The organism is Clostridium beijerinckii (genome assembly GCA_003129525.1).
Lineage (GTDB): Bacteria > Bacillota > Clostridia > Clostridiales > Clostridiaceae > Clostridium > Clostridium beijerinckii_D.
The window spans coordinates 561,563-585,887 of record CP029329.1 but is presented as its reverse complement, the minus strand read 5'-3'; the positions used below and the strand labels follow the sequence as shown (position 1 = coordinate 585,887).

The window sequence follows — 24,325 nt, the reverse complement described above, 5'->3', positions numbered from 1 at the left end:
ATGACTATAAAACAAAAAGCATTTATAATAGGAAGTTCAACTCTTATATCAGTAATAGCAGTAACTATTATAATATTTTATTTTTCTTATTTTGGTTACATAGATAAAGATAAAGAACAACATATAATAAAAGATTTTGAAGTAATTAACCATATTCTTAAAAAAGAAGAGGATAATTTGCAAAGTCTTCTTATGGATTGGGGTCAATGGGATGATACATATGAATTTATAAATAAGCCAAATCAAGAGTATATTGATTCAAATTTGTCATATGTTACAATAGATGATTTAAATTTAGAAAATGTAATTTATATAAATAACGATAAAAAAATAGTCTATTCTGAGGAAATTGGAATGCAAAAGGAAGATAGTCAAGCTATTTTAGAGAAACTTTTATTAAATAGTCAGAATTTTGATAAAGCAAATAATCAAAGAATAGGATTATTATTTTTAAAAGGTAAGGTTTATATAGTGGGAACATTACCTATAACATCATCAGATAAACAAGCCGAAAGTAATGGAACAATAATACTAACTCGTGAAATAGATAAGGAATTATTAAATTATATAGATGAAATTATTCCAGTTAATTTGAAATTTAGAGAGACACAACAACAAAAATTTGAAAACAATGATGATATATCTTATATAAATTCAGATGATGGCATAATAACATATAGTAAAGAAAATTCTGAAGCTAGTAAGACTATTGAAGATATTAATGGCCAAGATTCAATTATTATTAGAATGTTTGATAAGAATTCAAATAGTGAACAAATAAGTCATTTTTTAAAGAATTTTATTTTTCGATTTTTATGTTTAATAGTTATAATCTTGATTTTTGATATTATCGTTATTAATAGATATATATTAATAAGACTTTCAAAACTCACTAGTTTCATAGAAAAAGTTGGTAAAACTAAAGATACAAAATTAACTGTTAATTTATCTGGAAATGATGAATTTTCTAAATTAGCTGAAGCGACTAATAAAATGCTTGCCAAGATTAATTTAGCAAACCAAGAGATATTATTTTTAAGCTATTCAGATAAACTTACAGGATTAAAGAATAGAGCATATATGGAGAAAATATTAAATGAATTAGATAAAAATGAAGAAGAAAGTTACTACATTATCATGGGAGATCTTAACGGTTTGAAATTAACAAATGATGCACTAAGTCATGTAGAGGGAGATAAATTGCTGAAAATTGTAAGCAGAATATTAAAAGAAAATTGCGCTTATGATGATGTAATTTCTAGATGGGGCGGAGACGAATTTATAATATTAATTAAAAATAAGGATGAAGTTTATGTGTCTAATTTAATAGATAAAATTAGAGGAAAATGTGAAAATGAAGAAAAGTTTCATTTTAAAATAAGTATAGCATTGGGCTATGCAGGATCTTATGAGGAAAATTCAAATATAGAAGCTGTTATGGGCCTCGCAGAAAAGAGAATGTACAGAAATAAACTTTTAGAGGAAAAAAGTGCTAGAAGTGCTACTATAAATTCACTTTTAAGAACTTTGCATGAAAAAAATAGTGAAACAGAAGAACATACAATAAGAATTAAAAACTTAAGTTTAAGATTGGGGAAAAGAATTGGATTAAAAAAAGAAAAATTAGATGAACTAGAGTTATTGTCTTCACTACATGATATAGGTAAAATCGGAATACCAGAACAAATTTTAATGAAATCATCAAAACTTACTGATGAAGAATGGGAGACTATGAAGACACATTCAGATATAGGTTATAGGATTGCATCTTCAACTCCAGAATTAGCTCATATTGCAAATAAAATATTGGCGCATCACGAAAGATATGATGGGACAGGCTATCCTAATAAACTAAACGGAGAAGAAATACCACTATTATCAAGAATAATCACAATAGTTGATTCCTTTGATGTTATGACTCATAAACGAATTTATAAAGAAGCTTTTGACAAAGAATATGTTATTGAAGAACTTGAAAGGTGCTCAGGAACTCAATTTGATCCACTTCTTGTAAAAGAATTCATTGATTTATTAAAGGAAGAGAATATTTATTAACAATGAATAATTATGTGACAAACTTCAAAGGAGCTCGAAAAATTATATTTAAAAATCCGAAAGTATTTTATCCTCAATTGTGAACTGTGCATTGAAAAAGTATTTGAACTGGTCAGTATAAATGATATAATATGAGTAGATATTTTGGAGGCGATAAATATGATACGAAGAATTAATAAAATAGTGGCATTGGTGCTAATTGGGACAAGTATTGTTACAATAGCTCCTTTGAACATATTTTCTATAGATGCAAAGGCAGAAGTTAATAATAGCACAGAAATAACGTTAGATTCACAGGATAATAAAGTAACATTGGCTAGTACAGATGAAGAAGAAGCATTAAAAACTGTAGAAGCAGCAATGATACCTACTAAATTAAATGCAGTATATAGTAATGTTAGTACAAGCACTACAGTTTCTCAATTTGAGGAGTGTGGAAGCCTTTCTTATACCTTAGATGATACGGCAGCAGGAACAATCGCACAAACATTGACTAATAATATGCCTAAAATAGTTGCTGGAGTAACAGCAGTAGAAACTGGAGGAACTCAGTTAATTGCTTATGGGCAAAGTATTGGATCTCAAACTCTAATACAAAAAGGAACTAAATTGAAGTTATCCGCAATTGGAGTATTAACTAAATTGCAAGCTATGGGAAGCTTATCCAATGCAAAAATTATTGCAATGGTGAAAGAAGAAGCAAAAAATATACCGGTATATAAATACACTGTGGCTGATGGAACAAGCACAGCAGCACAAGGATTTGCAGTTGGTGGGACTTTGGGTCTTGCACTAAATCCAGTAGATACTTATAATGCAACTGAAAAAACTGCAACTTATAGTAGCCTTGCGTTAGTTCCATCACTACCTTTAAGTGGTAGTACAGCATATGGTAAAATAATTGACTTAAGTGCATCTAATACTAAGATTATTTGTGATGGACTTAATATAAATATCATGGACTATACTAATAGCAAAGTATATGCAATTAATAATCCAGTTTATAACATGCTTCAAATGTCTAAAGGTGTTAAGAGTGCTAAGTCAACAGATATATTGAATGCTATTAGTTTTTCAGGTGTGACTAATTTGAAAGGATTTACTTCTAGAATAGATTTAAGTTCTCAAGGTATAAGCACTACAATATTAGGTATATCTTTAACTACTAAGGATTTAACTTCAAAGAATTATCAGTATGCTCTTCCAGTTGAAACTTTTGAAAAAGCATTATTAGATTCTACAATAAATAGTATGAATTTGAGTGCTATAGGAGATACAATAAAGGGAATGATAAAAATTGGAACATATACTATGATTCCAAATGTAAACTCTGAAATTGGAAATGTAATAGACAACAGTGGTATAGGCGATACTATTAATGGAGTAACTGATTCCCTTGATGATTTAAGTGATTCCTTAAATGATTTGACTGATTCACTTAATGATAAGAGTGATGATGTTGATGATGCTTGGGATGAAGTCTTTGACAGATTTGATAATGATGAAGGCTGGGACAAAAGAGATGGATACATTTATTATTATGATGAAGACGGTATAAGCTTAAAAGGTATTCAAAAAATTAAGGACAAAACATACTATTTTAATAGGATTGATGGAGCTATGGAAACCGGATGGCAAATAGTTAATGGCAAGAGAAGTTACTTTGATAAGAAAAAGGGGTACCAATTATTTAACAAATGGGTTCAAGATAATGAGGATAAGTACTTCCTTGGCGATGATGGGTCAGCTCAAAAGATGAAGTGGGTTAATGATGGTGATAAAAATTATTACCTAAAAGCTGATGGGAAGATGACAAAGGATTGGCTTAAAATAGAAGACTATTGGTATTACTTTAATAAAGATGGTTCAATGGCAACTTCAACTTGGAAATGGTCTGATGGCAAATGGTATTATTTAAAAAATAATGGACAAGTAGCAAATGATTGGCTTCAATTGGGAACAAAATGGTATTACTTTAAAGATCCATCAGGAGCTTTGCAAACAGGATGGTTTAGATCTAATGGAAGTTGGTACTGTGCAAATGATGATGGTTCTATGAAGACAGGTTGGGCAGAGTCATCAGATGGTTTATGCTATTTAGATGATGTTAATGGTAAGATGAAGAAAAATGAATGGGTTACTTTAGATGGCAAATCATATTATTTCAATGTTAATGGAATAATGGTAACAGGTTCAAGATATATAGATGGAACAAAATACATTTTTAATTCAGATGGAAGTTTAAGCGTATAGTCATACCGAAATAAGGGGGCATGCATTTGTTCCAGTTACGGAAGATTTTGATGGGTGCTTTAGCATAGAATATTTATTAACTAGATCCTCTACATCAGTAATAGATGTAGAGGATTTATTTATGTCTATTACCATAGGAAATATTTTTCTAAAATATTATCCTAATATGGCAGGTTTGATATAATATGGTGTTATAACTATTTAGTTATATAAAAATGTATCGATAATAAAGTATATTATGCGTATCGAAATTAACAATGTACAATTGATGATCTTTAGGGTACTATGTGGGCAATTTAGGATTAGTTAAAGAATAAAGTTTATAACAAAATACATATTAAAATAAAAAGAGACGACTACTAGTAGAAATATATTAAGAAAAACATGTTGGGAAAAACATATATAGGGGGAAGTTTTCATGAGACGGAAATTTATAAGCAAAATAATTTTAGGAACTATGATTTCAACAACATTATGTACATTAGTTCCAATTAAAGCTTCAGCTGAATGGGTAAAGGATTATCAAAATAATTGGTATTATACTCAAGATAATCAAAGAATGACGGGCTGGAAAAGAATTGATGGACAATTGTATTATTTTGATGATAATGGGAAAATGCAAACTGGATGGATTAAAGCCGGAGGTTCATGGTATTTTCTGCAAAATAATGGAGTGTTAAAAACAGGTTGGATTAACTATAATAAGAATTTATATTATGCAGATTCAAGTGGAGAAATGCAAACAGGAACTGTTAATATAGCAGGAAAAGTTTATATGTTGGATGATAATGGAGTTGCAAAAACTAGGAATACGGTGATTGATGGACAATTTTATACTATTGGCTCAAATGGAGAAGTTGTAGGTATGAAAGTGCCAACACCGGATAAAGAATTCGATGAGTCTGGAAATGTATTAACAGTTTTAAAGAATGGTCATAATAAGTCAACTACTTCACCAACTGATTCAAAATTTAATGAAGTTATTGAAGATGAAAGTATATCTGATGATGATCCAAATGAAGGAAGAACATTTAAAGTTAGATTTAAAGATTCCAATGGAGCAGAACTTAAAACAAAGAGTGTTAAAAATGGAAAGTCAGTAGATCTATATGAACCAACTAAAAGTGGATATGTCTTTGCAGGTTGGGATACTAAGAGTGATGGATCAGGTAAGAGTTATGATAAAAATGATAATATAAAAGTAAAAGAAGATATAAACTTATATGCACAATGGGCAGATGATGATGCTATATATGTAGATGATATTACTGTAAAGGGTAGTTCATACGTTACTATAAATAATACTAGCCAAATGACAGCAGAAATATCACCAAGTGATGCATCAAATACAAGTGTAACATGGTCTGTTACTAATGGTACAGGAAAAGCAACAATTGACAGTAATGGATTATTGACAGGAACTGCAAATGGAACAGTTACAGTAAAAGCAACATCTAAAGATGGATCAAATATAAGTGGAATGAAGGAAGTAACAGTAAGTGCAACAGAAGTAGTTGTACCTGTAAGCCAAATTTCAGTGACTAGCAACACTGGAGTTTCTACAATAACAGCTAATGGTGGAACATTACAAATGAAGGCAAGTGTGTTACCAACTGATGCAAATAAGCAAGATGTAACATGGTCAATTGAAAATAGAACAGGAAGTGCAAGTATTGATGCTAATGGACTTGTAACTGCAAAATCAAATGGAACAGTTACAGTAAAAGCAACTGCAACTAATAAAGATGGATCAACAGTTGTTGGAAGTACAACCATAACAATAAGTGGACAACTTCTAAAGATACCAGTAGAAGGTATTGTATTAAGTGGAGCTGATACAATAACAGCTGATGGTGGAACTCTACAAATGACTGCAAGTATATTACCAACCACTGCAAGTAATAAATCAGTAACATGGTCAGTTGAAAAGGTAGGAGATACAGGCACAATAATGGATGGAAATGCAACCATTAGTAGTACAGGGCTATTGAAGGCATTAGCAGATGGAAAAGTTACAGTAAAAGCAACTGCTAATGATGGTTCTGGAATTGTTAAAACTAAAGTTATAACAATAAGTGGACAAAGCATAATAGTAACTAAAATAACGGTAAATGGGAAAGATGATTCTACTACAATAACAGCTGATGGTGGAACATTAGAAATGAGTGCAATTGTAACACCAACTACTGCATCTAAAAAAGCGGTAACATGGTCAGTTGAAAATGTAGATGGAAGTGCAAAAATTGATAGTAATGGAGTTTTAACTGCAATATCAAATGGGACAGTTACAGTAAAAGCAACTGCTACAGATGGATCAAAGGTTGTTGGAACTAAAGATATAGAACTATCTGGACAAAGTACTATAATACCAGTATCAAGTATTGTAGTAAGTGGAACAAATGATGCTACATCAATAACAACTGATAATGGAACTTTAAAAATGATTGCAACTGTAGTGCCAACTAGTACAACATCTCAAGCAGTAACTTGGGCAGTTAGTAGTGGAACAGGAACTGCAACAATGGATGCTGATGGAACCTTACATGCAGTAACTAATGGAACAGTTATAGTAAAAGCAACTTCAGTAGATTATCCGAAGGTAATTGGAACTAAAACTATAAGTTTAAGCGGACAATTTGTCGAAGCAATTAGTATTACAGTAAATTCAACAGGAAATGCTTCAGAAGCAGTAGTTGATGGAACTTTACAAATGAGCGCAAGTATATTACCAATTAATACAACTTATAAAACAGTAAAATGGTCAGTTGATAGTGTGGCAGGAAGTACAGGAACTGCAACAATTACGTCTACTGGAGTTCTAACAGGAAAATCAGCTGGAGATGTTAATGTAATAGCAACTGCGACAGATGGCACAGGTATTTTTGGAAGTAAAACAATAAAAATAATTCCACAAGTTCTAGTTGATGGAATTACAGTAATTACACCAAGTGATAGTAATGAAGAAATAAAAAGTCCTAATGGAACTTTACAAATGAGTGCAAACTTCACTCCATATAATGTTACTAACCAAGTGGTAATATGGTCAGTTGAATCAATCTATGACCCTGTAACTGGATTGACAGGGAAAGCAACAATTAGCCCTACAGGACTTTTAACAGCAGTATCAAATGGAGCAGTTAAAGTAAAAGCAATTTCAACAGATAATGGTAAAGTTGCTTCAAATCCTATAACAATAACAATAAGTAATCAAGTTGTTAAAGCAACAGGATTTGCATTAAAAGGATTTGCCTTAAATGGTGGAGTGATTGGAACTACTGAAGTTGCTCAAATAACAGTTGATAAAGGAACTCTACAAATGCAAGCAAATGTATTCCCAACTAATGCAACGACTACGCCATCAGCAATAACATGGTCAGTTGAGCAAATTGGAGATACAGGAACAGCAATGACAGGAAAAGCTTCAGTTGATAGTACTGGAAAATTAACAGCAATAGCAAATGGAACAGTTACAGTAAGATCAACTGCTACGATTTTAGGCGGAACACAAGTAATTACAGGAGCAAAAGTAATTACAATAAGTGGACAAATTATTTTAGTAACAGACGTTTTAATAACTGGATTAGATACTGTAGTATCTGGAAAGACATTACAATTGCCAACAGATATAAAACCAACTAATGCAACAAATCAAACTGTAAAATGGACTGTAACAGATTTTGGAGGAACAGGGGATTCTATTCATGCGGCAATTGATGCGAGTGGAAAATTAACAGCAGTGTCTGCTGGAACAGTAATGGTAACAGCAACTGCTAACGATGGATCAGGTAAGAGCTTTACAAAAACTATAACAATTACTTAAAACGTGATTTGGAAGGAAAAATCACCTTCTAGAATTATTACAGAGTTAGAGGGCGCAATTGAAAGTAGAACACACTAAAGAAGAGGTGGTCAGGTTATTGCAATATAACTTGACCAAACAACCAGGTAATATAAGGAGGAGCTTAATATGAAGCATGAGTTTTTTAAAAAGTTAATTGTAGCAGCTGTTATTACTTCAACAATAATTACATTAGCGCCAGTAGGAGTTTCAGCTGCATGGGTTAAAAATGATTATGGAAATTGGAGTTATACAGAAGGATATAGATATGCTACAGGATGGAGACAAATAAGTGGCAATTGGTATTTTTTCGATGATATTGGTCAAATGAGAACTGGATGGATTAATAGCAATGGTGAATGGTATTATATAGATTTAAGTGGAATTATGCAGACTGGAGTAATCCAAATTGAAGGAAAGATTTATGTGTTTACCCAAAGTGGAGAAATGCAAAAAGGTAATTGTATTGTAAATGGGATACTTTATAATATTGATGATAATGGAGTTTGCATAGGAACTGATGTACCGATGCCTATCAAAGGATTTGATTATTATGGAAACAGCACACTTCCTTATGTACCAAGTCAAATAGTAAGTGATGATATAAAGATGTCAAGTGATATTCCATCAGATGGTTCAAAACAAGTGAAGCAATATAAGGTTAAGTTTAAAGATCCTTATGCTGAAGATAGTGATGATGAACTACTTAAGACAAGAACTATTGATGAAGATACAAATATGACTTTATATAAACCTACCAAGAGTGGATATGCATTTGTTGAATGGAATACTGATAGTGATGGAGATAGTACAAGCTACGAATATGATGATAAGATAAAGATTAAAAAAGATATTACTTTATATGCTCAATGGGAAGTAGATGACAGCTCAACTGCTGAAGATACTAAAAAGGTTGAAGCTATAACAGTTTCAGACTCAAATAATTTAGCTAAAATTACAACTAAGAGCGGAAGCTTACAAATGACCAAAAAAGTATATCCAAATGATGCAACTGATCAAACAGTAACATGGTCAGTTTCAAATAACACAAATAATACAACTGGAGAAGCAACTATAAGTACTTCTGGTAAATTAACAGCAGTCTCAAATGGAACAGTTACTGTAAAGGCAACTGCAAAGGACGGATCAGGAGTTTATGACGAATTTTACGTAAAAATAACTGGTCAATAAAATTATATTTGATTGAATTTTCACACTGTATATATTTAATTTTGTGTGATTAACTTTCTCCTTTTAGTGGGAGTGGAGTGCTACAATAGCTAGTAGACATTAAATAAAAATACCTGTTTAATATGCAAAATATAAAGTATATTAAACAGGTATTTTTATGTGTAGTAATATAATTGAAATAGGTGTAAAATATGTATATATATAAATAAATTACAAATTATAGTTCGAATATAAGTAAACGATGTTAAATTTATTAGGATATAATTAAATACTTTTGAAATATAGAGGGAGGAAATAAATTGGGGATTTTAAATATCGCACATAGAGGTTATAGTGGAAAATTTGATGAGAATACTATGTTAGCTTTTAAGAAGGCGATTGAATATGGAGCAGATGGAATAGAAACTGATGTTCAACTTTCTAAAGAGGGAATACCAGTTATTATTCATGATGAAACCTTAGATAGAACGACTAATGGCCATGGTTTTGTTAAAGACTACACTTTAGATGAACTCAAAATATTTAGAACTAAAAGCGTACCAAGGGTCCAAGCTTTAAAAACTGATGCATTAGAAGAAATGGTATATTTAAAATCAAAGATTTTAGAAGACTTGCAAATTATAGATAATGAACAATTAAAAAAAATACAATTAGTAAATAATGAAATGTTAAAAAAGATGCCTTATTTAAAAGAATTGTCTTTTGATAAAATTCAAGATTCAAAATTGGAGATTGAAGGGATCTTTGATAATTTGAATGCAGATAATATAAAGAATTTAAAAATAGGAGATTATACTATAGCAGAGGTTGAATATTTTCAAAACAGAGGTGGAGAAGAAATACCTACATTAAGAGAATTATTAGAACTTGTTGCAAAATCAGATTTAAAGGTATTAAATTTAGAACTTAAAAATAGTGTTATTGAATATAAGGGTTTAGAAGAAAAAGTTTTAACAATGATTGATAATTTTAATTTAAGAGATAGAGTTATAATTTCGAGTTTTAACCATATGAGTTTAATTAAAATAAGGAAGCTCGAAGATCAAAGGATTAAACTGAATAAGAATCTATCTACTAAGAAAAGAATAACGTTAGGAGCTTTAGCAGAATCTATTCTTGTTAATATACCTAAATATTTAAAAGCTATTTCTGTAGAATGTTATCATCCATATTTCCCTAGTATTTTAAATAAAGCATATATGGAAGAAATTAAAAAAGCGGGAATAAGAGTAAATACTTATACAGTTAATAACATGGAGGATATGCAGAAAGTCATAGAGGTTGGGGTTGATAGTATAATTACAAATGAAGTTGAAATATTAAATAAATTAAAAGTAAATAAGTATACTTTAGATATATAGTAATTAATTCAGATATGGAATTGATTACTATAAAAATAATGAATTACTTAAAAATTAGCAAAAGTATAAGGGAAGGGTTGTCTCAAAAATATAATTTTTGAGACAACCCTTATTATTAATCAAGTTCAAGCTATCGGATAAATTTAAGAAATATTTAAAGGGCAAATTATAAATTAATTCATGAAGCTTAAAGTATAATAATTATTACTTATTTTAATAAACTATATTAAAGCTCCACTTGAAGATAACCTATATCCGTTAATTACTGTATTAGCAGCCATAGCACCATTTGAATATAAATAGTACCAAGTACCATTATCATTAATCCAACCAGTCTTCATTGCTCCTGATCCGCTTAAGAAGTACCAAGTTGATCCGTCAAGAATCCAACCGGTTTTCATTGCACCTTGTGTACCAGTTGATACTGGATTTAAATAATACCAAGTTGATCCATCAAGAACCCAACCTGTAGCCATAACACCGTCAGCTTTTAAGTAGTACCAAACACCACCTAAGTTTAACCAACCTGTAGCTTTAGTTCCATCAGTATTTATATAAGTCCAAGTTCCATCAGTAGCTTGAGCCCATCCGGCACTTACAACTGGAGTTTCAACTGTTGTATCTCCATCAGTTGTTGTTTTACCAATTAATGAATAAACTTCATCATCTTGGCTCCATAAAACCATGTTATTTTTATCATAAACTGATAATGCATCCATTGAGCCATCTACCTTGTAAACTTTGTCCCAATCATCAGTTCCGTCAAATGTCTTAACATATCCACCATCTATTACATAAAGATTTCCATCTACATCAGTATCAAATGCTGTCTTATCAAGATCATCATTAAATTCTGCTGTTATAGTTGTACTTTCTTCAAGATCAGTATAATAGTAACCATTTTTTGATTTTAATGTAGCAGCTTGAACTGTAACATTATCATCATCAGAATTTTCTTCAACTTGGAATAATACTAATTTTCCACCAATAACTCTTGCCTGAGTTTTACCAGTAGTGTCTTTAGCTAAGTTAAGATAATTGGTCTCATCATTACCTATTAATTTTGCATCATCATCACTAATTACATAGTTAGTAACAGTTTTTGAATATTCTGCATCATCAATATCATCGCCATCTTGAGTTTTAGATATTTTTTGAATAACTTTTAAATCTACAGTAGAAATAGAATTAGGTGCACCAGTAGTAATATTAAATGCTCTATTATTTATGAATACTTGTCCATCTTTATCAGATGTTGTGGTTACTGAAATTATTGCATATCTATATATATAGTTAGAGTCTTGTCCTAATGTTACGCTTTGTTTAATTTTAGCGTAAGTATCATCTCCACCTCTTAAGTCATAAGTATCTTTTGTATTTTCTATTGTTACTGCTGCTGATGTTGTTACAGCTATTCCAGCATTAGTTGTTGAAACTTTAATTTTTCCTAAGTTGTAATCTGCATCTATATAGTTTCCTCTTGTATCAGTATAGACAGTAAAATAAGGATTTCCACCAGCTGTTAAGCCAGTTTTTGAAATATTGCTTGAAGCAGATTTATCTTCAGCAATGTTAGCTTCATACCAAGACTCGCCAAATTTATTTCCTGCAATTTCAGTTAAGTCAGCGATATCTGTATCACCAAATACAGTTGTATTCGGTGTAGAAATTGAATCTAGGTATCTATCTGATTTCTTGATTTTCTTTCTTAATGCCGATGCAGCATCATCTAAATCATCATCATTTAAATCATCATCTGTAACTGAACCAGTTTCTAAATCTACAAAGTAATCTCCTTCATCGACATTAGCATATTTAGTACCATATGAAGTGTAATCTGAACCTGAATCAACATCTTCTAATTCAAGGTAGTTACCATCATTTAAGTAATAGGCGCCATCAATGTCTTCAATTTCTCCATCAATAAGTGCGGCACCATCTTTGTACGCTACTGCATCGTAGATTATACCATCCTCTGAATCAACTTTTTTGTAATTAGCAGCACTTGCAGGTACTATAGAAAGAATAGTTGCTGCGGCTACTATTAATGAGGTTGCTTTACTCATTCCTTTAATCATAATAATCCTCCTTTTATTAAAAAAATTAGTATAGTAATACAAAAAAAGAAGTTAAAACTAAAGTAATAATTAACTTTTCGTTATACTATACAGATAATAAATGAATATTTTGGTACATTTTCAATAAAGTTATAATAATAAGAATAAAAATGTTATTTAATCATAATTTTCTTATTACCTAATATCATACACTTATTAAAATGATATTTGGTACTTTTTAAGCAAATAAAACCTTAAGATTATCTGAAGATATCTTAAGGTAATTTTAAGGTATATTATTGGAAGTAGAAATATATATATTAAATTGCTAAGTTATACTTATCCTATGAAAATATATTGAAATTAGAAATTCACTGCACAAGCTTGATCTGTTGCACCTTGTGATAATACTTGAGCAGTACTAGCCACTTGTTGTGAACCAGCACTAACTTGAAAAGTTGCTTCTTTAATATTTAAAAATACTTGATTCAAAGATTCTAAAATATTGCTGATAGAATCTTTTATCTCTAAAAAATTACCTTTATAATCTTGATTTTATGAAGCGTTAGTTACCTGAATAAATATTAAACCTAATCCAGAGGCTAAACATCCAAGAATTAATATTGCTACAACTGATGTGAATAATTTTTTTCGTATAGGAAAGTCTTTCACTTTGTCTTTAAACTTTTGAATTATAGTTTTTATGTTTGCACTAGCCATTAGTCTATCCCCTTTAAATTAATTTTATCTAATTGTTAACAATAAGAATATGTCAATGTAAACAAATACATATTACAATATATTACTATAATATTGTAAGATTTGCCATATAGAATCAAAAAAATTGTTTTGTAAAATATAAAAGAGCTATAGATGAATCATTAGTTAGAAATTATAAAAGAGGGTTGTCTCAAAATGAATTTTTGAGACAACCCTACATTAATAAATTTTAGGAAATTACTTAAAAGAGCAAATTTTAAGTTAATATTTAAATTTGAATTAATAATAATTATTTATTTTTATAAGTTACTTTAAAGCTCCACTTGAAGATAAATTATATCCGTCAACTACTGTATTAGCAGCCATAGCACCATTTGAATATAAGTAATACCAAGTACCGTTATCATTTAACCAACCAGTCGTCATTGCTCCTGATGATTGTAAGAAGTACCAAGTGCCGTTGTCATTTAACCAACCGGTTTTCATAGCCCCAGAGCTTTGTAGATAATACCAAGTACCATTGTTATTTAGCCAACCAGTTTGCATTGCACCTGACCCATTTAAGAAGTACCAAGTACCGTTATCATTGTACCATCCAGTAGCCATAACGCCATCGGCTTTTAAGTAGTACCAAGCTCCATCTTGAAGCCAACCTGTAGCCTTAGTTCCATCAGCTTTGTTATATGACCAAGTACCGTTTGGTGCTTGTACCCAACCAGTGTTTACTTCTGGAGTTTCTTCAGCTGGTGTTTCAGCTTCTGTTCCACCAATTACAGAATAAACCTCATCATTTTCATTCCAAGCAACAATGTTATCTTTATCATATACGGATATTTCATTGAAAGATCCATCTACTTTATATATCTTTTCCCAATCTTTATTATTGTCCCATCTGTATATATATCCACCAGATAATCGCCAAAGGTTTCCATCTACATCTGTATCAACAGCTAAATTATTACTATCAACAACTGCTGCTTTTTCATCTGCTTTCTTTTTGAAGTCAGTGTAATAGTAACCGTTCTTTGAAGTTAATATTATTGTAGCAGTTTCAACTGAATTATCAGTTGTATCTATTTTATATGTAATTATTTTCCCATTAGAAACAGTATATTTAGTTAATAAATTTACTGAAGCATCTACACCTTTGTCATCAGCAATAATGTAGTTAGTAACTGATTTAGCGTATTTTGCTCCATCAATATCTCCAGAAGCTTGAGTTTTTGAAATTTTTTGAATAACATTAAAGCTTACTTCACCTTGTGTTGAAGTGTTAAATGCATTTGCAGTAACATCAATACCGTTGATTTTACTTACTGAAACTGTAGCTTCAGTTTTTATAGTGATTTTTGCAATTCTATATATGTTACTAGAGTCTTGCCCAATTACAGTTGAACTTGTACTGACTGTTGAAGTTACAGCATCATTTAAACCTGCACCATCAAATTTGTCATCTGTATTTGTCACAGTAACAGTTTTTGGACTAACACCAATAGCTGTTGAAGTTGTTGTTACTTTAATTGAACCTAAGTTGTAGTCAGCATCAATGTAGCTTCCTTTTCCATCAGTATAAACATTTAATTGCCCTGGTGTAGCAGTAGTGAAGCCATTTGTATCGTTAAGACTTGTATATTGAGTTTGATACCATACTTGTCCAAATTTGTTCCCAATTAGCTCTTTATTAGCTAAATTTTTAATTGTTTCTGCATCAGTTTTTACATATCTTCCATCTGTATCTTTTTTTATGTTTTTTCTTAAAGCTGAAGCAGCATCATCTTGTGCATCATCTTTAAGATTGTCATCTGTTACTTTACCAGTTTCTAAATCAAGGAAGTAATCTCCTTCCTCTACATTTACGTATTTAGAACCATAACCTGCTGCAGATGCACCGCTATCAATGTCATCTAAATTAGTATATTTGCCATTTGCTAAATAATAAGAGGCATCGTCTTTATCGTCAATCTCTCCATCAATATAGAAATTACCGTTTTTATATGCTATTGCATTATACACAGTACCGTCTTCCGAATTAATTTTTTTATAGTCAGCCGCATTTGCAGGTATTATTGAAATAATTGCTGCTGCTGCTACTAATAATGATGTTGCTTTACTCATTCTTTTTATCATAAGAATCCTCCTTTTTTTATGAAAATCAATATTAATAATATTTAACGTTAAAATTAAAGTAATATTTTACTTTTTCACTATATAATACAAGTTGATTATGAATATTTTGGTACCTTTTTTTAAAAAAATATCAAAAAAAGTAGAAATTGAGTATAATAGCATGTTTTTTATTGTACTATACTATACCTATGTTGTAAGTGGTATTAGGTACCTTTTTATAAAATCTTAATTAATGTTAATAAAATATTAACAACTGTATGTACTTAAGCTCAGTTTTCTTAGTACTAAGAAGCATAAATATAATCTCTTACATTTGACCTTAGTTATTGAAAAATACTCATAATATTAAATGTACATAAATTTAGGAATATGTTATAATATATCAGTTAATAATGAGGAAAAATAGAATGTTTTTAATAACATACAATTTAGATATCATATTAATAAGTTATCAACAATTTCAAGCTGCAAAGCATTGAAGATTGTGGATTAAATATATTGACGAAAGACTTAGAAAAGTGTAAAAATAAATTAACAAAGACGTATTTAAAGAATTTTTATATTAAATAGGAGGATTTAGCTTTGGCTGCTTATATAAAGGAAATTGAAAAAAGAAGAACATTTGCGATTATTTCTCACCCTGATGCTGGTAAAACTACACTTACAGAAAAGTTATTACTTTATGGAGGTGCAATAAGACTTGCAGGTTCTGTTAAAGCAAGAAAAGCTTCTAAACATGCTGTTTCTGACTGGATGGAAATTGAAAAACAAAGAGGTATTTCTGTTACTTCTTCAGTTATGCAATTTAATTATGATGGATATTGCATAAATATATTGGATACTCCAGGTCACCAAGATTTCTCAGAAGATACATATAGAACACTTATGGCAGCGGATAGTGCGGTAATGGTTATTGATGCTGCAAAGGGTATAGAAGATCAAACAAGAAAATTATTTCATGTTTGTGCCCTTCGAGGAATTCCTATATTTACATTTATAAATAAGATGGATAGAGAAGCTCAAGATCCATTTGTTTTACTTGATGATATTGAAAATGAACTTGGAATAAAGACTTATCCAATAAATTGGCCAATAGGTTCAGGTAAGGAATTTAAAGGTGTTTATGAAAGACAAAACAAGAGAGTTCTAGCTTTTAATGCTGGAAATCATGGTCAAACAGAAGTTACATCAACAGAAGGTGATGTTAATGATGAGATATTCAAGGATCTACTTGGAACACCACTTCATGATAAACTTATGGAAGACATTGAACTTTTAGATATTGCAGGAGATGAACTTGATCCTAAAATGGTAAGAGAAGGAGATTTAACACCAGTATTCTTCGGATCTGCTTTAACTAACTTTGGAGTTGAACCATTTTTAGAGCATTTCTTAAAAATGACTTCTGCACCACTTTCAAGAAATTCAAGCATAGGAGAAATTGATCCTATGGATAAGGATTTTTCAGCCTTTGTATTTAAGATTCAAGCAAATATGAATAAGGCACATAGAGATAGAATTGCCTTTATGAGAATTTGCTCGGGAGAATTTAAAAAGGGAATGGAAGTTATGCATATGCAAGGTGGCAAGAAGCTTAAACTTGCTCAACCGCAACAATTCTTAGCAGCAGAAAGAGAAATTATTGAAGAAGCTTATGCAGGAGATATTATTGGTGTATTTGATCCAGGCATATTCTCAATTGGTGATACATTATGTATGCCATCAAATAAGTTCAAATTTGAAGGAATACCAGCTTTCGCACCAGAACATTTTGCAAGAGTAAGACCAGTAGATACTATGAAGAGAAAACAATTTGTAAAAGGTGTTACTCAAATTGCTCAAGAAGGTGCAATTCAAGTATTTAGGGAAACTCACATCGGTATGGAAGAAATCATAGTTGGAGTTGTTGGTGTACTTCAATTTGAAGTATTAGAATATAGATTGAATAATGAATATAATGTTGATGTAAAAATGGATAGATTAGCTTATAGATATGTAAGATGGATTGAAAATAAAGACATTGAAATGGATTCATTAAACTTAACTTCAGATACTAAAAAGGTTAAAGATCTTAAGGATAGAAATTTACTTATATTCCAAAATGATTGGGGTATCAGTTGGGCATTAGAACATAACAAGGGATTGATTCTTTCAGCAGTTGGAAAGAGTGAGGACTAAAACTTATTATCAAGCAAATCCTAAGGTAATACTTAAAGTGAGTATTGCCTTGGGATTTTTTGCATTAAAAAAATGAGAAGTATTACTAATACTTCTAAGTAAAACACTACGTTGAATGTGCATAAATATAAATTGCGGTAAAAGTAAATATTAAAACGAATTTATATTATGCCAAATATTAAACCTATTTCAGATTTAAGAAATTATAATGAAGTAACATATAATGAAAGTAAATTTGAAATAAGAGAGAATATGTGCTGATGAAAGAGAAGATATAAATAGAAACATCTGATTTTAGAAAATTAATACTTTAAATTAGCAAGTAACAAAAAGGAAAGATTTTTCATACTATTATTATATAATATGTTTGTACATGGAGAGGAAGAGAATGAGTAACAGTAATTTTTGTGATACTGATTTCGATACTTTGGGAACGAATAGTGGAACAACATGTGATCCAATAAGTGACTTGACCTTGTCTACAATGGTTGTGGAGAATCAAGGAGTATTGTTAAATAAACTAATAATGATATTACTATTTTTATATGCGTATACTAATCAAAATTTTATTAGTTATTTAATGTGCATGAATGAGAAGTTGATTGATAATCAATCATGTCTTACATGTAAATTAGTAGACAACTTAATGGACACTCTTGCTGATTGTCAGGAGAATCTTGGTAATTGCAGGAGAGGAAAAAATCATAATCACTAAAAGAGAGCAATAGAAAAGGCTCTCTTTTTTGCTTGAAAATAATTTTAAATAAATCACCTTATTGTATTTTGAGAGTTAATACAAATAATAGAATATTTATATATGATATTGAGGCAAGGAAACTCGACTCACATGCGTTCGCTGAGTAAGTGATTCATACCAAATCATAGATTTGGGTTCACTACTTATTAATATATGATAAAAAAATCTATAAATTTTCAAAATTACCTTTAATCATGTTACATTTTTTGTTAGAATCTAATATAAGGAGGTGGCAGACTGTTTTGAATATAAAAAAGAAGATTATTACCCTTGTTTTAACATTTGCAATGGTATTAAGTTTAGTTCCCACATTAAGTGTACAGGCAGCAACGACTGATTTTAAAATAATATCGAACAGTGAGGTTACTGCAAAACAAGCGGAAAAATGGGCTAAATCTAAAGGTGCAACAGAAACTTTTCAAGACTTAGCAGAACTTTATTTTGAGTATTCATCTGATTGTGGTGATGTAAATCCAGCGATTGCGTATGTACAAGCTGCAAAAGAAACTGGATTCGGAAAGTTTGGTGGAGTTTTAGACGAAAGTTATAAAAACCCATGTGGACTTAAGACATCATCAGGTGGAGGAGATACTGATAAAAATGCTCATCAAAAATTTGATACTTGGGATGAAGGTGTACAAGCACATATGGATCATTTAGCTTTATATGCAGGAGCTAAAGGATATCCAAAGGATGATACATATGACCCAAGACATTTTGTAACTATTAAAGGAAAAGCAACTACGGTAAATTCTTTAGGCACAAAATGGGCTCCAAGTGCTACATATGGCGAGGAAGTAAATGCATTATATAAAGATTTACTAGATTTTGCTGGAGTAGATTATCAAAAGGATACAGATGAAGCAGATGAAGATTCTAATGATAGTGATGAAACATCAAATGCAGTTCCAAATCCAGGGAAAACTGAAAGCAAACCAAGTGCACCAAACGTATCAGAGGTTATTTCAGAAAATAAACCCCAAACAGGTGATGAAACTGTAGATGATAAAACTAATATAACATCAACTGTTGGTTGGAAAAATGAAAAGGGAGCTTGGTATTACTATAAATCAGATAATACAAAGGCGATTGGGTGGATTAAACCTGATAGCAATTGGTATTACTTAAAAGATGATGGGAAAATGGCAACTAATTGGCTAAGTGACAATGGAAAATGGTACTATTTTAATAATTCAGGGATTATGGTTAAAGGTTGGAAGCAATTAAATAATGATTGGTACTTTTTAACTGATTCAGGTGTTATGGCAACTGGAATTCAATATGATGGTTCAAGTTTATATTATTTAAAGGATTCAGGAGTTATGGCAACGAATGATGGCTGGATAAAATTAAACGATAAATGGTACTTTTCTGAAAAAAGTGGAAAAGTGAAGACTGGTTGGCTTAAAGACAATAACAGTTCCTACTATCTTCAAGGCGATGGGAGTATGGTAACTGGGCTCAATAAAATAGATGGTAAGAGCTATATGTTCAATGATAATGGTACTTTAGCAACTGGTTGGATACAATTAAATAATTATTGGTATTATTTTAATACCGATGGTAGTATGTCAACAGGTTGGATTTTAGATAATGGAACTAACTATTATTTATATAATACTGGAGCTATGGCTAAGGGATGGATTAATCTTGATGGAACATGGTACTACTTAAAAGAAAGTGGAGCTATGGCAACAGGATGGGTTACATCTAATGGAGATTCATATTATTTAGATACATCTACGGGAAGAATGGTTACTAATACTAAAATAGATGGATTTAAGATTGGATCAGATGGTAAGAAGCAAGCTTCATCTAATCAAGATAATGAAGATAATCCTGCAACTAGTAATCCAACAAATAACAATCCTTCAAATGGAAAAAAGACAATTGTAGTAGATGCAGGTCATAACTATGGTGGAGATGGCGGTGCCACAGCCACAATAGATGGGGTAACTTATAATGAAGCAGATTTGAATATTATGGTTGCATCTAAATTAAAAACTGAACTTGAAAATAGAGGCTATAATGTAATAATGACCAGATATTCAGGTCAAAGAGAAACCATAGCTTTGATTCAAAGTCTTACAAACAGAGTAAATATTGCTAATAATGCTAATGCTGATTTCTTTGTAAGCATACATCATAATTCAGCAAGTGAAACGGCTCAAGGTGTATTAACTCTTTATAGTGAAGAGTCTCAAGATGCTACTTTTGGTGGTAAATTGAATAGCAGTAGGATAGAAAAAAGTAAGGAAATGGCTACTCTTATAAATAACAATATTGCAAACAAGCTTAGTTTAAATAATAGAGGTGGCCAAGAACAAAATTTATTTGTATGTAGAAATGCAAATATGCCAGCAGTATTAGTTGAAACAGGGTTTATAACAAACAAAGAAGAAGCAATAAGATGTTCAGACCCAGCTAGTCAACAAAAAGTAGCTGCGGCTATAGCAGAGGTTATTGCAGGGAACATATAAATATAGATACAAAAGGTGAAAACTTTACTATAGGCATATATCCAGCCGAAGTAAAAGGGCATGCATTTGTTGAATATATATTGATAGTATAAGCATAACTTTCCCTTTGAAAGAAAGGGTACTCTGATGCAATATTGCACAATGAGTACTCTTTCTTTCTAACTTTGGATATATATTTATGGATAATAATAATTTCAGGATTGTGTATTTTTCACATTGGGTTTCAATGTTAATAGATTAAAATTATTATAAAATCACATGTTGGAAATATTTACTTGTGAAAAATAGTCATTATTTGCAATACAAAGTACCTAAAATAGGGAATATAGTTGTATTATATAATAGGGTAAATATATTACTTTTCGGATTAAACTAAAGAGAACGGAGGAAAGCTGTTTTGAAGGCTATTAAGAGATTGACCACATTTTTATTTGCTTTTGCATTGGTTTTAGTATTAATACCAATAACTAATACAAAAGCAGCTATTACTGATATTAAAATAATATCAGAAACAAAAGTGACAGCAAAACAGGCTGAACAATGGGCAAAGTCTAAAGGTGCAACGGATGCTTTTATTGGATTAGCTGAATTGTATTGGAAGTATGCACCGGAACATGGAAATGTTAATCCAGCTATTGCATATGTACAAGCAGCTAAAGAGACGGGATACGGTAATTTTGGTGGTGTTTTAGATGAAAGCTATAAAAATCCATGTGGAATGAAGACTGTTGTAGGTGGAGCAGATACTGATCCCAATGCTCATCAAAAATTTAATACATGGGATGAAGGTGTACAAGCTCATTTAGATCACTTAGCACTTTATGCAGGTGCTATTGGGTACCCAAAGAGCAATACATATGACCCAAGACATTTTGTTACTATTAAAGGTAATGCGGTGACAGTAAATGCCCTAGGTGGAAAGTGGGCTCCAAGTCTTTCATATGGTGAAGACATTAATAAATCATATAATGATTTATTAGTATCAGCAGGAATTGTGTCAACACCAAAAACTGAAATTGATGATTCTAAAGTTGTTGATAATTCTAACAAAACTTCTGAAGCAACAAATTCAAGTACAAACACAACAAAAAATACAGGGTCAGCAGCAACAGTAGATAAGGCTCAAACAAATACAATAGCGCCAACAGGAGTACAAGCAACCGAGCCAATAAAAACAACAACAAATAATAGCACAAATATTTCATCATCAATTGGTTGGAAATTAGAGGGTGGAAATTGGTATTATTATAAATCAAATGGTAGTAAATCAACTGGATGGATTAAACCAGACAGTAATTGGTATTACCTATATAGTGATGGATCTATGGCAAAAGGTTGGTTAAAAGATGGTGATAAATGGTATTTTCTTAAATCAAGTGGAGCAATGCAAATAGGTTGGTTAAAAGATAGTGGTAAATGGTATTACCTACAAGGTGATGGAAGCATGGCAACTGGCTTTAAACTGATTGATGGTAGTAAATATTTCTTAGATGTAAGTGGAGCAATGCGAATAGGTTGGTTTGAAATTAGTGGACAATGGTATTACTTTAATACTGGTGGAAATATGCTAACTGGTTGGATTAAACCAAATGGAAGTTGGTATTATTTACATACAAATGGAGTCATGGCAAAAGGCTTACTTGATCTTGATGGTAACACTTATTACTTAAATAGTAGTGGTGCTATGGCAACAGGATGGATATCAGATGGCGGCAATACTTATTATTTTAGGCCGGGTTCAGGTATTATGGTTAAAGGTACAGTTATAAATGGCTGGCAAATAGGTCCTGATGGAAAACGAGGAAATAAAGTATCTGGTGACACTTCTGGTAAAACAATAGTTATAGATCCAGGTCATAACTTCGGTGGAGATGATGGTGCTTATGCAACTTTTAATGGTGTTACATATGCAGAAAGAGACTTAAATATGCAAATTGCAGCTAAATTAAAGGCAAAACTCGAATCACAGGGGTATAATGTAATTATGACAAGAAATGAATCTGATAGAGAAGTTTCGAGCGTAACTGAAAGTCTTACTAATAGAGTAAATATTGCTAATAATGCTGGTGCGGCTCTATTTGTAAGTTTGCATCATAATGCAGCATCAGAAGCGGCAACTGGTGTAGAAGTTTATTATAGTTCAAGGGCACAAGATGACAACTTTGGTGGGGCATATAGTGATTCAAAGCTTTCGGCAAGTAGGAGCCTTGCATCGTCTATTTCATCGGCGATAACAAATAGTACTGGAGCAATAAATAGAGGTGCTAAAGATGGTAATTTATTTGTTTGTAGAAACACAATTATGCCGTCAGTATTAATTGAGTGTGGATTTATAACAAATCCAAATGAAGCTCAAAAATGCGCAGATTCATCTTATCAAGATCTAGCAGCTGACGCAATTGCAAATGCAATAGCATCAGCAATATAATTAAAAAATTAAGTTTTATATTTTGTTTCTTAAATTTTCTGAATTATATAAAAAGACGTATCAATGAATTGTTGATGCGTCTTTTTATATGTATAATATGATGCTCTATTATTTTGCTATAATATACTCATAATTACGATTTATACCTTAGATATCTGTAATGTTAAAAAAATTACTGCATTATTTATACTATTTACATTGATAGTTTTGTATTATTAGATTATATTTTAAAGTAATAGTATTTTAGTAAACTACAATTAAAACTAAATGTTTATTTTAAAGTAAATGGGGTGAAAAAGTGAATTGGTTGAAAAAATTTATGTATGGAAGATATGGCGCAGATCAGCTATCAAGAGCATTACTTATTTTATCTTTTGCATTAATAGTAATAGCAGGCTTATTGCCAAGAAATTTATCAAGTTTAACAGCTATAGGATATATTCCAACACTTATATGTATTTTTAGAATATTTTCAAAGAATATATATAAGCGTAAACAAGAGAATTACAAGTATTTAACATTTGAAAATTCCATGGCTAAATGGTTTAAGCAAAAATTAAATAGGGTAAAAGATTCAAAAACTCATAAATATTTTACATGTCCAGATTGTAAGCAAAAATTACGTGTGCCAAGAGGTAATGGAAAAATTTCAGTTACATGTCCTAAATGTAAAAAAACATTTAAAGGAAAATCATAGAGAAAAAATAATAAAATGAAAGAAAAGGACCTTCCATAATATGAAGCAAATGTATTATATTATGGAAGGTTTTTTGACTTAAATTTCACATGAACAAATTAGAAGGTATTTCATTTATAAATATCCTTGGTAATGCATAAAATAAATTCATATAATGTTCTGAACATCTAAAGATGAGATTAA

The 24,325-nt window shown here is 30.8% G+C and carries 12 protein-coding genes; 10 read left to right on the top strand and 2 right to left on the bottom strand.

Annotated elements, in window-relative coordinates:
- The 5 genes from DIC82_02340 (at position 1) to DIC82_02320 (ending at position 10,698) form a co-directional block, all read left to right on the top strand.
- Positions 1-2,055 (top strand): diguanylate cyclase, encoded by a 2,055-nt coding sequence (locus DIC82_02340; protein AWK50000.1) that lies wholly within the window; start codon positions 1-3, stop codon positions 2,053-2,055.
- Positions 2,056-2,214: 159 nt separating this feature from the next.
- On the top strand, positions 2,215-4,308 hold the full coding sequence (locus DIC82_02335) for a glucan-binding protein (protein ID AWK49999.1): 2,094 nt from the start codon (positions 2,215-2,217) through the stop codon (positions 4,306-4,308).
- Between the two features lie 418 nt (positions 4,309-4,726).
- Positions 4,727-8,128, top strand: coding sequence for a hypothetical protein (locus tag DIC82_02330; protein ID AWK49998.1), 3,402 nt, complete (start codon positions 4,727-4,729; stop codon positions 8,126-8,128).
- 147 nt (positions 8,129-8,275) lie between these two features.
- Positions 8,276-9,337 carry a bacteriocin gene (locus DIC82_02325; protein AWK49997.1) on the top strand — a complete coding sequence of 354 codons (1,062 nt, stop codon included), beginning with the start codon at positions 8,276-8,278 and terminating at the stop codon, positions 9,335-9,337.
- A gap of 356 nt (positions 9,338-9,693) precedes the next feature.
- Positions 9,694-10,698: a glycerophosphodiester phosphodiesterase gene (locus tag DIC82_02320; GenBank protein AWK53016.1), complete on the top strand. Its 1,005-nt coding sequence runs from the start codon at positions 9,694-9,696 to the stop codon at positions 10,696-10,698.
- Between the two features lie 221 nt (positions 10,699-10,919).
- On the opposite strand, the gene DIC82_02315 is transcribed toward DIC82_02320, so the two are convergent.
- A complete protein-coding gene (locus DIC82_02315; GenBank protein ID AWK49996.1) occupies positions 10,920-12,776 on the bottom strand; it encodes a cell wall-binding protein in 1,857 nt (618 codons plus the stop codon).
- Between the two features lie 1,005 nt (positions 12,777-13,781).
- The gene (locus DIC82_02310) at positions 13,782-15,602 is read right to left on the bottom strand and encodes a cell wall-binding protein (protein AWK49995.1); all 1,821 of its coding nucleotides are present in this window, start codon (positions 15,600-15,602) and stop codon (positions 13,782-13,784) included.
- 582 nt (positions 15,603-16,184) lie between these two features.
- Between DIC82_02310 and DIC82_02305 the strand changes: the two genes are divergently transcribed.
- From DIC82_02305 to DIC82_02285, 5 genes are all read left to right on the top strand, one after another.
- The gene (locus DIC82_02305; protein ID AWK49994.1) at positions 16,185-17,780 is read left to right on the top strand and encodes a peptide chain release factor 3; all 1,596 of its coding nucleotides are present in this window, start codon (positions 16,185-16,187) and stop codon (positions 17,778-17,780) included.
- Between the two features lie 388 nt (positions 17,781-18,168).
- A complete protein-coding gene (locus tag DIC82_02300) occupies positions 18,169-18,495 on the top strand; it encodes a hypothetical protein (GenBank protein AWK49993.1) in 327 nt (108 codons plus the stop codon).
- A gap of 284 nt (positions 18,496-18,779) precedes the next feature.
- The gene (locus DIC82_02295) at positions 18,780-21,017 is read left to right on the top strand and encodes a cell wall hydrolase (GenBank protein AWK49992.1); all 2,238 of its coding nucleotides are present in this window, start codon (positions 18,780-18,782) and stop codon (positions 21,015-21,017) included.
- Between the two features lie 397 nt (positions 21,018-21,414).
- Entirely contained in the window at positions 21,415-23,445 is a 2,031-nt protein-coding gene (locus tag DIC82_02290; protein AWK49991.1) for a cell wall hydrolase, read from the top strand.
- A 298-nt stretch (positions 23,446-23,743) separates the two neighbouring features.
- Positions 23,744-24,142: a hypothetical protein gene (locus DIC82_02285; GenBank protein AWK49990.1), complete on the top strand. Its 399-nt coding sequence runs from the start codon at positions 23,744-23,746 to the stop codon at positions 24,140-24,142.
- Positions 24,143-24,325: the final 183 nt, after the last annotated feature.

What these genes read in the sequence shown, in the direction of transcription:
- DIC82_02330 (AWK49998.1), top strand. Translation starts at nt 4,727, where the DNA reads ATGAGACGGAAATTTATAAGCAAAATAATTTTAGGAACTATGATTTCA.
- DIC82_02315 (AWK49996.1), bottom strand. Translation starts at nt 12,776, where the DNA reads ATGATTAAAGGAATGAGTAAAGCAACCTCATTAATAGTAGCCGCAGCA.
- DIC82_02335 (AWK49999.1), top strand. Translation starts at nt 2,215, where the DNA reads ATGATACGAAGAATTAATAAAATAGTGGCATTGGTGCTAATTGGGACA.
- DIC82_02320 (AWK53016.1), top strand. Translation starts at nt 9,694, where the DNA reads ATGTTAGCTTTTAAGAAGGCGATTGAATATGGAGCAGATGGAATAGAA.
- DIC82_02325 (AWK49997.1), top strand. Translation starts at nt 8,276, where the DNA reads ATGAAGCATGAGTTTTTTAAAAAGTTAATTGTAGCAGCTGTTATTACT.
- DIC82_02340 (AWK50000.1), top strand. Translation starts at nt 1, where the DNA reads ATGACTATAAAACAAAAAGCATTTATAATAGGAAGTTCAACTCTTATA.
- DIC82_02310 (AWK49995.1), bottom strand. Translation starts at nt 15,602, where the DNA reads ATGATAAAAAGAATGAGTAAAGCAACATCATTATTAGTAGCAGCAGCA.
- DIC82_02300 (AWK49993.1), top strand. Translation starts at nt 18,169, where the DNA reads ATGAGTAACAGTAATTTTTGTGATACTGATTTCGATACTTTGGGAACG.